10 protein-coding genes are annotated in these 11,401 nt (G+C 63.7%); 8 read left to right on the forward strand and 2 right to left on the reverse strand.

Going from position 1 to position 11,401, the window contains the following annotated elements; genetic code table 11:
• The first annotated feature begins 11 nt into the window (after positions 1–11).
• Together AC1DU8_RS17770 and AC1DU8_RS17775 are read left to right on the forward strand one after the other, a co-directional pair.
• Positions 12–908 carry a sigma-70 family RNA polymerase sigma factor gene (locus AC1DU8_RS17770; protein WP_457282576.1) on the forward strand — a complete coding sequence of 299 codons (897 nt, stop codon included), beginning with the start codon at positions 12–14 and terminating at the stop codon, positions 906–908.
• Positions 905–2,365 carry an MFS transporter gene (locus AC1DU8_RS17775; RefSeq protein ID WP_477727071.1) on the forward strand — a complete coding sequence of 487 codons (1,461 nt, stop codon included), beginning with the start codon at positions 905–907 and terminating at the stop codon, positions 2,363–2,365. The genes AC1DU8_RS17770 and AC1DU8_RS17775 overlap by 4 nt, the downstream gene beginning before the upstream one ends.
• Before the next feature lie 71 nt (positions 2,366–2,436).
• Here the strand turns inward: AC1DU8_RS17775 and AC1DU8_RS17780 are convergent, their stop codons facing one another.
• Positions 2,437–2,841, reverse strand: a complete 405-nt coding sequence (locus tag AC1DU8_RS17780; RefSeq protein ID WP_457282574.1) for a DoxX family protein — start codon at positions 2,839–2,841, stop codon at positions 2,437–2,439.
• Between the two features lie 49 nt (positions 2,842–2,890).
• Complete coding sequence (locus AC1DU8_RS17785; protein ID WP_457282573.1) at positions 2,891–3,841, reverse strand: LysR family transcriptional regulator; 951 nt, start codon at positions 3,839–3,841, stop codon at positions 2,891–2,893.
• A gap of 221 nt (positions 3,842–4,062) precedes the next feature.
• On the opposite strand from AC1DU8_RS17785, the gene AC1DU8_RS17790 reads away from it, so the two are divergent.
• The 6 genes from AC1DU8_RS17790 (at position 4,063) to AC1DU8_RS17815 (ending at position 11,262) form a co-directional block, all read left to right on the forward strand.
• Positions 4,063–4,962 (forward strand): alpha/beta hydrolase, encoded by a 900-nt coding sequence (locus AC1DU8_RS17790; protein WP_457282572.1) that lies wholly within the window; start codon positions 4,063–4,065, stop codon positions 4,960–4,962.
• 32 nt (positions 4,963–4,994) lie between these two features.
• Positions 4,995–5,939, forward strand: a complete 945-nt coding sequence (locus tag AC1DU8_RS17795) for an ABC transporter permease (RefSeq protein ID WP_457282571.1) — start codon at positions 4,995–4,997, stop codon at positions 5,937–5,939.
• Entirely contained in the window at positions 5,936–6,757 is an 822-nt protein-coding gene (locus AC1DU8_RS17800) for an ABC transporter permease (RefSeq protein ID WP_477667382.1), read from the forward strand. The genes AC1DU8_RS17795 and AC1DU8_RS17800 overlap by 4 nt, the downstream gene beginning before the upstream one ends.
• Positions 6,754–8,442: an ABC transporter ATP-binding protein gene (locus tag AC1DU8_RS17805; RefSeq protein ID WP_477727072.1), complete on the forward strand. Its 1,689-nt coding sequence runs from the start codon at positions 6,754–6,756 to the stop codon at positions 8,440–8,442. Before AC1DU8_RS17800 ends, AC1DU8_RS17805 begins: the two co-directional genes overlap by 4 nt.
• Before the next feature lie 17 nt (positions 8,443–8,459).
• Positions 8,460–10,016: an ABC transporter substrate-binding protein gene (locus AC1DU8_RS17810; RefSeq protein WP_477727073.1), complete on the forward strand. Its 1,557-nt coding sequence runs from the start codon at positions 8,460–8,462 to the stop codon at positions 10,014–10,016.
• Positions 10,017–10,131: 115 nt separating this feature from the next.
• Positions 10,132–11,262: a C45 family autoproteolytic acyltransferase/hydolase gene (locus AC1DU8_RS17815; RefSeq protein WP_477667385.1), complete on the forward strand. Its 1,131-nt coding sequence runs from the start codon at positions 10,132–10,134 to the stop codon at positions 11,260–11,262.
• Positions 11,263–11,401 lie beyond the last annotated feature (139 nt).

Genomic DNA, 11,401 nt, shown 5'->3' on the forward strand with positions numbered 1-11,401 from the left:
GTTTACGCATCATGGCCAGCATCGACCCCACCGCCGTATTTGAAGAAAGGCGCAGGCATTTGTTTGGCCTGGCCTACCGCATCCTCGGTTCACGGGCCGATGCCGAAGACGCCGTGCAGGACGTCTTCATCAAATGGCTGGCGGCCGACCACGCCAGCATCGCGACACCGGCCGCCTGGCTCACCGCCATCTGCACGCGCCACTGCATCGACATGCTGCGCGACGCGCAGCGCAGCCGGGTCGACTATGTCGGCACCTGGTTGCCTGAACCCATCCATACCCAGACCGAAGACACACCCGAAACACACGCCCTGCTGGCCTCGTCGCTGAGCATGGCTTTCTTGCTGCTGCTCGAACGCCTCACGCCCAAAGAGCGCGCTGCCTACCTGTTGCATGAGATTTTTGAGACCCCCTATGCCGAAGTGGCCGAGATGCTGGACATGGAGGAAGCCGCCTGCCGCAAGCTGGTCTCGCGCGCCAGCACCAGCATCGCCCAGGGCAAGGTACGGCACGTGACGCCGCCCAAGGTGCAGGACGACCTGCTCACCGCTTTCCGCGAAGCCATCACCGCTGGCAGTACAGAATCACTCGCCAGCCTGCTCTCGGACGACATCGCACTGAGCACCGACAGCGGCGGCAAGGTCAGCTCGGTTGAAGGCATCTTCCAGGGCAAGGGCAGCGTGCTCACCCTGCTGACGACGCAGCTGGCCCGCTACTGGGCCCACTACGAATGGGTACCCTGCGAGATCAACGGTGGCCGCGCCATCCAGCTGCGGACGAGCACCGGCGAGATCGCCGCCGCCATCACCTTTGCCTACAACGACGAAGGCAAGGCCAACAACATCTTCATCATGCGCAACCCGGACAAGCTTGACGGGCTGGCCTTCGGACCCGAGGCGCTGGAATGAACAACACCTCAAGCAACACATCAGGCATCGCTCCCACAGGCTGGATCACCCTGCTGACCGGCGTCAATGCCATCCGCACGCTGGCGCTGGTCGGCGGCGTCGCACTACATGCCATCAACCTCTACATCGGCACCACCATCCTGCCATCCGTCGTACGCGACATTGGCGGGCTGGAGTTCTACGCCTGGAACACCGCCCTCTTCGTGGTGGCTTCCATCATCAGCGCCGCCATGGCGACGCAGGTGCTGGGCAAGCTCGGGCCGCGCTTTGCCTATGTGCTCGGCGCCGCGATCTTTGCCGTGGGCTCGCTCGCCTGTGCGCTGGCGCTTTCCATGCCCGTCATGCTGGCCGGGCGTGTGGTGCAGGGCTTTGGCGGTGGCCTGCTGCTGGCCCTGCCCTACGCCATGATTCGCCTGCTGTATGACGAGGCCTTGTGGTCCCGCGCCATCGGCCTGCTGTCGGGTATGTGGGGCGTGGCCACACTGGTGGGGCCCGCCATAGGGGGCGTGTTTGCCCAGATGGATGCCTGGCGCTGGGCGTTTGGCGCGCTCATTCCGGCGGCGGTTCTGTTCACCGTGCTCGCCGTCTGCGTGATTCCACGGCACAACTCCATCAGCAGCCCGCCGACATCCGTACCGTGGATGCAGTTGCTCCTGCTGGCCGGCGCGGTCTTCGCCGTTTCTGCTGGCAGCGTCAGCACACAAGTCATGTGGAATGCGGCCGGTGTAGGTGCAGCGGTTGCGCTCAGCGCGTTGCTGGTCATCGTCGACAAGCACGCCGCCAACCGCCTGTTGCCGCAGGATGCGTTTCGCCCCGGGGCGCTGGGCGCCCTTTACCTCGCGATGGGGCTGCTGGGCATGACGGTCACCAGCACCGAGATTTTTTCACCCTTGTTCTTTCAGGTCCTGCATGCCCAGACACCGCTGGTATCAGGCTATCTCGCCGCCATCATGTCGGCGGGCTGGACCCTGGGCTCACTCATCAGCTCCAGCGCCACCGGCAGCCGGGCCAGGCTGGCCATCCGCGTTGCACCAGTGCTGGCACTGGCGGGCCTGGTGGGCATGGCTGTGCTGATGCCCGCACCCAGTAATGGCGGCTGGCCCGTGCTGGCGCCAATCTGCGCCGCCATGGTGGCCGTGGGTTTTGCCGTCGGCATCGCCTGGCCGCACCTGAGCACGCGTGTGCTGCAGATTGCGCCGCCCGGCGAAGAAGACCTGGCTGCCTCTTCCATCATGACAGTGGAGCTGTTTGCCACCGCCATGGGTGCGGCCCTGGCCGGCATGGTCGCCAACCTCGGGGGCCTCACCAGCCCCGGTGGTGTACCCGGAACGGCGGGCGCAGCGCAATGGCTGTTCGTCGTGTTCGCCCTGGCACCCGCGCTGTGCCTGCTGACTTCACGGCAAACGGCGAAGCCAGACCCGCCTGCCCTCAGGCAGACAGCCAACAGCGCCGCATAAGGTGTGAGGCGTGAAAAAGCCGGCGCACCCGCAAAGGATGCACCGGCTTTACACCGAGATTGGCGTCTTGCTTACTTCCGCGAACGCAGCGCGTCAACGCTCCATGCACCACCGCCGGCAGCAGCAAAGAACAAAAACACAAAGCAGAACAACACGGCCGACTCGCCACCATTCAGCATGGGCGACAACACAAAGCCCTTGGTCGCATGGCCCATGAAATAGGCAAATGCCAGCAGGCCCGACAGCACAAACGCCACAGGGCGCGTGAACAAGCCCACAAGCAGCAGCGCACCACCAAAGAGCTCAAGAATCCCGGCAAAGCCGATCAGCGACAACACCTGCAGCCCGTCGAAATAAGCCACGTGGGGAAAGCCCAGCAGCTTGGCCGTGCCATGCTGAATAAGCAAATAAGCAGAAACAATGCGCAGGACTGAAAGCGCGCGTGAAGTCAGTTGGTCGTTTTGGGCAAAGGCCATGAGGTTCCCTCCGTTAAAAAGATGTCTGACAGGCCTGTAGCGAAAAAGTTCAGCGCCGCTGCGCAAGTTTCTGCCGGGGCCTGGGGCCACCCGATGCGGAGCTGGCGACGCTCGCCGAACTTTTCTCGGCCAGCAGTTGAACCAGATGCTGCCGGATCACCGCGGTGATGTGCTCGCGCTTGCCCTGCTCCAGCATGCCGATCAGCCGTGTCGGTGGCCGGCCCGGCAGCGGCAGCACACGCAGAAGCGCATCGTTGGCCCAGTCGGCGTTCTTGACATGCGGCACGATGGTGACACCGACGTTCTGTCGCACCAGGTCGATGATGGCCGAGAGCGAGCTGAGCTCCAGAAAGTCCTGCGGCACCAGGCCCAGCTTGCGCAAGGTCTGCTCTATGCGGATGCCGCTTTGCGTGCGCCGGTCAAAGCGCAGGAAGGGTTGCTCACGCAGCAGCTTTTTGAAGTCGCTGCCCGGCGACGCTACCTGGGAACTCGCGACCACCGTCAGCGGCTCGGTGTACAGCGGCGTCCAGCGCATGCCCTTTCGCTCCTGCGGCGAGTCGTCGACGAAGACCGCCGCATCGAGCTCACCGCTCCTGACACTGCGCGCCAGGCCGCTGGACTCCTGCATGACCAGCCGCACATTGAGACGCGGATAGAGCGGCTTCATCCTGACGACGGTGTTTGAGAGCAGCCCCATCGCCGTGACGATGGAGCCCACCGTCACGGTGCCGGCGATCTCTCCCTCGCCGTCCAGGCCTTCGCGCATCTGGTCGTAGTACCCGACAATTTTTTCCGCATGCGCAACCAGCGCGCGGCCTGCGTCCGAAAGCACCACGCCGCGCCCCGAACGCTCGAACAGCACGGTCTTGAGCTCGGTCTCCAGCGCGCGCATCTGCAGCCCGACTGCAGCCTGTGTCAGCGCGACGCGATCGGACGCCGCGGCGAACGAGCCGCCCTGCGCGACAACCAGGAAGGTCTTCAAAAACCGGATCGTGCTCATTCGCGCACCGCCCCAATACAAAAGAATAACTTTAGCATCTCAAAACATAATATAGATATATTTTTCAAACCGGATGGAGAACAATCCGGCTTAACAGGGTTGTGTGACGGACACATGTCTCCCGCCGCAACGGCGCATCTCCCTCGAAACGCGCGGCTTTTTCGGGCTTCTTCCGCAGCAGCCCGGCCGCTTGTCTGGCTTGTTTTTTGGGGCGATGATTTATGTCTGATGCACTCCTGGCGAATACCGGCACGGCTTCACCACTCTCATTTGGTGAGAAACGGGCGGCAGCCATTTACGACCTGGGCCACAGCACGATTTTTGCGTCGCGCACCGACCCGCGCTTTTCCTATTGCACCTATGCCCCTCCGCACCTGGGTGAGTCAAAGCAGCCCATGCAGCTCGTGGTCGTTGTTCACGGCACCGGCCGCGCCTTCACCGAATACCGCGACGCCTTCGCCGCATTCGCCAAGTGGAACGACTGCATCGTGCTGTGCCCGCTGTTTCCGGCCGGCCCGCAGGGCGACGGCAACCGCGACGGCTTCAAGCACCTGCGCGAAGCCGACATCCGCTACGACCAGATCCTGCTCAGCATGGTCGACGAGGTAGCCCTCAAGTTCGGTTGCGACTTTTCAAAGTTCGCGCTCTTTGGCTATTCCGGCGGCGGCCAGTTCGTCAACCGCTTCGGCCTGCTGCACCCCGAGCGCCTCTGGGCGCTTTCCATAGGCGCGCCAGGCTCGGTGACTCTCATCGACAACCAGCAAGACTGGTGGGTCGGCGTGCGCGACTTCGAAAAGCGTTTCGGCAAACCGCTGAACCTTGCGGCCCTCAAAACCCTGCCGGTGCACATGGTGGCCGGCAAGGCTGACATGGAGACCTGGGAGATCACCCACCGCGAAGGCGGCAAGTTCTACATGGCCGGCGCCAACGACGCGGGGCGCACGCGCCCGGAGCGGCTGGAGACCTTGCGCCAGTCCTTTGTGCAGGCCGGCGTCAACGTCACGCTGGACCTGATCGACAACGTTCCCCACGACGGCCTGGCCTGCGTCGACACGGTGCAGGACTTCCTCGCGACCGTGCTGCGCGACGTCCGGAAAAAAGCGGCGGGCCGGGCCCAGTGATGTCACGCCAACCTCAAACCTGAAGACTGACCATGCTGCGTTTTGCGCTGTCCCGTCTTTTCATGGCCATACCGACGCTGCTGATCGTCGCGGTGGCGGTCTTTGTGCTGATCCGGCTCATCCCCGGCGACCCGGCGCAGCTGCTGTTGGGTGACCTCGCCGACCCGGTGCGCCTGGCCGACCTGCGCGCCCAGCTCGGGCTCGACAAGAGTTGGCCGGTGCAGTTCGGCATCTGGGGCCGGCACGTGCTGGGCGGCGACCTGGGCGTTTCCATCAACACCGGCGAACCCGTGTTGCACCTTGTGTTGAGCCGCTTCCTGGTCAGCGCGCAGATTGTGCTGATTGCCGTGCTCTTCGCCACCCTGGTCGCGGTGCCCGCCGGCATGATCGCCGCGTGGAAGCAAAACCGCCTGCCCGACCTGATGCTGGTCGGCACGGCCACCCTGCTGGTATCCATCCCTACCTTCTGGCTGGGCCTGTTGCTTCTGCTCTTCTTCGGCCTGAAGCTCGAATGGCTGCCCGTGGTCGGCTATGTCTCGATCATGAACGACTGGAAGTCGGGCCTGCTGTACCTGCTGATGCCCATCCTCACGCTGTTCCTGCATGAGATCGGCGTGCTGATCCGCATGGCCAGGGCCAGCACGCTGGAAGTGCTGCGGCTGGACTACATCACGCATGCGCGCGCCAAGGGTCTGTCAGAGCGTGCTGTGCTGGTGCACCACGCCTTTCGCAACTCCTTCGGCCCGACCTGGACTTTGATCGGCCTGGTGCTGGGCAACCTGCTGGGCGGCGTGGCGGTTGTTGAAACCGTCTTCACCATCCCCGGGCTGGGTCGCCTGCTGGTGGACGCGATCTTCGCGCGCGACTACCCGGTGATCCAGGGCTGTCTGCTGCTGGTCGCCGTGATCTACGTGGTCACCAACCTGGTCATCGACCTCTGCTATCCGATCTTCGACCCCAGGGTGTTGGCCGAATGAAAAAATTTCTCACCCCTCAGGCCCTGATCGGCCTCTTCATCGTGGGCCTCATCCTCGTGGCGGCCGTACTGGCCTTCTTCTGGACGCCGCACGAGCCGCTCAAGATCAACTTCCTGGCACGCCTCAAACCACCCAGCGCCACCTATTGGCTGGGCACCGACGAGTTCGGCCGCGACGAGCTCTCGCGCCTCATGGCCGGGGCCTCCAACAGCGTCTGGATCAGTTTTCTCACGGTGCTGCTCTCTATCACCGCAGGCACTGCCATCGGCGTGCTGACGGGCTTTGTGCGCGGCTGGACCGACCGCATCATCATGGCCTTTGTCAACGCCCTGCTGGCCTTCCCCGGCCTGCTGCTGGCGCTGGCATTACTGGCTGTCTTCGGCGCCAACAAGTACGGCATCATCCTCGCGCTGGGCCTGGCGTACACGCCCTCCGTCACCCGCATCGTGCGCGGCACGGTGATGTCGCTGCGCGAAAAGGAATTCATCGAATCCTCGCGCGTGCTCGGCAACTCGGAGCTCTACACCATGTACCGCCACGTGCTGCCCAACTGCGTGGCGCCGCTCACCGTGTTAGCCACCTCGATGTTCGGCTGGGTCATCCTGGCGGAGAGTTCGCTGTCCTTCCTGGGCCTGGGCGTGCCGCCGCCGGCGCCCACCTGGGGCAATATGCTGGCCGCCGCCCGGCCCTTCATGGCGCAGGCGACTTACCTTTCCATCTTCCCCGGCCTGTGCATTGCGCTCACGCTGCTGGGCATCAACTTCCTGGGTGACGCGGTGCGTGACCTGCTGGATCCGCGCATGAGGGGCATCGAATGAACCACCTTGTTGATGTCTCGGGCCTCAGCCTTTCCATCGGCAAGGGCGGCCGCGAAATCGTGCGCAATGTGTCCTTCACCGTCGCGCCCGGCGAGATCGTCGGCATCGTCGGTGAATCCGGCAGTGGCAAGACCCAGGCGGCGCGCGCCATCATGGGCCTCACGCCGCCGCCACTGGTGCGCAGCGCGGGTCGCATTTTGTTTGAAGGCGAAGACATGGCGGCGGCCGGCGATGCGCGTTTGCGACAGCTGCGCGGCGCGCGCATCGGCATGGTGTTCCAGGAGCCCATGACCTCGCTCAACCCTTCGATGACGATCGGCCGGCAGCTTGACGAAGGCCTGGCGCTGCACCGGCCCGAGCTCTCGCCGGCCGCGCGCCGCGACAAGGCTTTGGCCATGCTCGCGCGCGTCGGCATCACCGACCCGCAGGCCGCGCTCGCCGCATGGCCACATGAATTCTCAGGCGGCATGCGCCAGCGCATGATGCTGGCCTCTGTGATGCTGCTGGAGCCCGCACTGCTGATCGCCGACGAGCCGACCACTGCCCTGGACGCGCTGGTGCAGCGCGATGTGCTCGAGCTGATGGTCGGCCTCACACGCGAACACAATACGGCCGTGCTGCTGATCAGCCACGACCTGCCCATGGTGGCGCGCTACACCCAGCGCATGATCGTCATGCAGCAGGGCGAGGTCGTCGAAGCCGGCGACACCGCCGCCTTGCTGGCAGGCCCCAGGCAGGACTACACACGCAAGCTGCTCGAAGCCATCCCGCGCCGGCAAGCCGCGCGCACGATTGCCGATGACCAACCCGTCATCGAAGTGCGCAACCTCGTGTTCGATTACCCCGGCAAGCGGCGCCTCTTTGCCAAGTCCGCTGCCAAGCGCGTGCTGCACGGCATAGACCTGGTGGTGCGCCCGCGCGAGATCGTCGCGGTGGTGGGCGGCTCCGGTTCGGGAAAAACCACGTTGGGCCGTGCGATTGCGGGCTTGCTCAAGCCGACCGAAGGCGACATCCGTTTTCGCGGGCGTTCGATCGCGCGCAGCGATGCGGGCTGGCTGGACTACCGGCTCAATTGCCAGATGGTTTTCCAGGACCCGTATTCATCACTCAACCCGCGCATGAGCATTGGCCAGCTGGTCGGTGAAGGGCTGCGACTGGTTCCTGGCCTCTCTTCAGCCGAGCGGCAAACGCGCGTAGCGAAGATGCTTGATGAGGTTGGTTTGGAGCCCCGGCATGCGCAACGTTACGCGCACGAACTCTCGGGCGGCCAGCGCCAACGCGTGGCGATTGCCCGCGCGCTGATACGTGAGCCGGCCTTTGTGATTGCCGACGAGCCGGTGTCCGCACTCGACGTGACCGTACGCGCCCAGGTGCTGGCGCTGCTGGCCGAGCTGCAGGAACGCCACGGCTTTGCCTGCCTCTTCATCAGCCACGACCTGGGCGTGGTCGAACAGGTGGCCGACCGTGTGATCGTGATGCAGGCCGGCCAGATCATTGAGCAAGGCAGCCGCGACGAGGTGTTCGACAACCCACAACATGCCTACACACGCAAGCTGCTCTCCGCGATTCCTGCGCTCACGCCCACCGGCCAGGGCGGCATGCAACTCAAGTGGCGTTTTGACGAACCCGATGCGCCGGCGGGCGCCTTGAATCTCATCAACCCGATAACCCCCATTCCAGTCTGATCTTTAAGGAGCTTTTGATGCTTTCCCTTCGATTGAAATTTCTGGCCGCTGCCGTGCTGGCGGCTTGTACCGCCGCCCAGGCCCAGACGGCGCAAATCGTGGTCGCGCAGCCGGCAGACATCCGCTCGACCAACCCCGGTGTCAACCGCGACAACACCACCGACGGCGTGGTGCTCAACATCGTCGAAGGCCTGGTTGCCTATCACGAGAACGGCACCGTCGGCCCGCTGCTGGCGCGCTCCATCGTCACCAGCCCCGACGGCCTGACCTATATCTTCAAGTTGCGCACCAACGTGAAGTTTCACAACGGCGAGTCCATGACTTCGGCCGATGTGCTGTGGAGCTGGAAGCGTTATATGGACCCCAAGACCGACTGGCGCTGCCTCAGCGAATTTGACGGCCGCTCCGGTGTCAAGGTCACCTCGGTCACCGCGCCTGACGCACAAACCGTGGTCATGCAGCTGGACAAACCCTCGGCCGTCTTCCTCGACAACCTGGCCCGCACCGACTGCGGCATGACAGCCATCCTCCACAAAAAATCCGTCAAGGAAGACGGCAGCTGGGACAAACCCATAGGCACCGGCCCCTTCAAGTTTGAAGAGTGGAAGCGCGGCGAGTACGTGACGCTCAGCGCCTTTGCCGACTACCAGTCGCCCCCCGGCACCAAGCCCGACGGCTACCTCGGCCTCAAGAAACCGCTGGTCGAGCAGGTCAAATTTTTAACCGTGCCCGACATGTCGACCTCCAAGGCCGGCCTGCAGTCCGGCGCCATCGATGCCGGCCAGATCACCTCGTCCGACGTGCAGGAGCTCAAGGCGAATAAAAATCTCAGCGTGGTCGCCGCTGTGGATGCGGGCAAAAACACGCTGCTGATGCAGACCAACGACCCGTTGCTCAAAGACGAGCGCATCCGCCAGGCCATCGCGCTGTCGCTCGACATGAACCAGCTTGTCGCGGCCGCGTCCGAAGGCCTGGCACGTGTCAACAACTCGGCCATCCAGGACAGCTCGGCCTTCTACACCGCAGCGCAGAAAAAAGGCTACCGCCACGACCCGGCCAAGGCCAAACAGCTGCTGAAGGAAGCCGGCTACAAGGGCCAGCCTATCGTGATTCAGGCCAACAAGCGCGCCCATGTGCCGAGCTTCTCGGTGGCGGTGATGAGCCAGGCCATGATGCAGGCCGTGGGCATCAACGCGCAGATCGAAGTGCTCGAATGGGCCACCCAGCTGGACCGCTACAACAGCGGCAACTACCAGATGAGCTCCTTTACCTATTCGTCGCGCCTGGACCCGGCCCTGAGCTATGAGCAGTTCTCGGGCAACAAGGCCAAGCAGCCGCGCAAGGTGTGGGACGACCCGGCCGCGCAAAAGTTGATCGACCAGAGCTTCGCCGAAGCCGATCCGAAGAAGCGCCAGGCATTGTTTGACCAGCTGCACGCGTTGATGATCGCCAAGACGCCGCTGCTCATCCTCTACAACGTGACCGATTCGTGGGCCGTGCGCAAGCGCGTGAACGGGTTCACGGTGTGGGAAGGCAAGCCGCTGCTCTGGAATACGAAGCTGGCCGTCAAGTAAGTCTTTTCAGCTTCCTCTCGGCCGCCTTGCGCACAGGCCCGCGCGCAAGGCATGGACAGGCACGCCTCGCGGCGGTCGTCATCTCTCTTCACGCAACTTCTTACGGCAGCCCAGCATGGCAAACATCGAACAATTCCCCTTTATCTCCGTCTCCGGCAGCCCGCATGAACGCGGCCTGCAGTACGGGCGGCAGGCCGCTGACCGGGTACGCGGCAGCGCGCGCCTGTACGGCCAGACGCTGGTCAACCTGGGCTACAGCGAACAGGCACGCGCGCGCTTGATCGACTTCTTCGCCAAGGAAATCGGCAACTTCGCACCCCACTACATCGACGAGATGCGCGGCATTGCCGAGGGCGCGGGCATGGACTTCCAGGACATCGTGATGATCAATGCCCGCACCGAGGTGCTGGCCAAGGCCCGCGCCGAGAAGGTCAATGCCGCCGACCAGGAACCCGGCGACGGCTGCACGGGCGCCCTCATCCTGCCCGAGCGTTCGGCCAACGGCAACCTGCTGCACGGCCAGAACTGGGACTGGCGCGCCGAATGCGTCGAGACCTCCGTCGTGCTGCGCGTGCGCAACGACAACGGTCCCGACTTTTTGACCTTTGTCGAAGCCGGCGGGCTGGCCCGCAGCGGCTTCAACAGCGCTGGTGTGTCGATCACCGCCAACTACCTCGAATCAGACCGCGACTTCAAGCAGCTGGGTGTGCCTTTATCGCTGATCCGGCGCAAGGTGCTGGAACAAGAGATTTTTTCGCTGGCCATGAAGGCCGTGGCCGCAACACCCAAGTCCTGCTCCAACAACATCATGCTGGGCATGTCGCAGGGCTTCGGTATCGATTTTGAATGCACCACCAACGAATCGTTTCCGATTTATCCCGGCGCCGACAACCTGATCGTGCATGCCAACCACTGGATGAGCCCGGTAGCGCTCAGCAAGCTGGTGGACATGGGCATTTCCCAATCACCCGACAGCCACTACCGCGACTGGCGCGTGCGAAAACTCCTGAACGCACAGGAAAAACTCGGTCGACAGGAACTGAAGAACGCTTTCTTCGACAACTTCGGCCTGCCCTACTCCGTCTGCCGCCCGCCCCGCATCGGCAGCCACGACAACCTGTCTGCCACAGTCGCCATGGTCATCATGGAACCCGCAGTGGGTGAAATGGAAGTGGCGCCCTTGCCGGCCCTGAACAAGGTGTTCACCTGCTACAGCCTGACGGAAGAGCCCAGGATTTCTGCCTGAGCGCATCGCGCAGCCCCTTTGCAGGATTGCTGCTGCCAACGGATCGAGGCACTGCGCCGCCGGGGTCAAGGCTTTGGTTCGCTTGACAACCTGTCGGCAAAGTAAGGCAAAAGAAATAGGAGGAGGCGCCAGGCGTGCT

Source organism: Polaromonas sp. P3_A5, assembly GCF_056403055.1.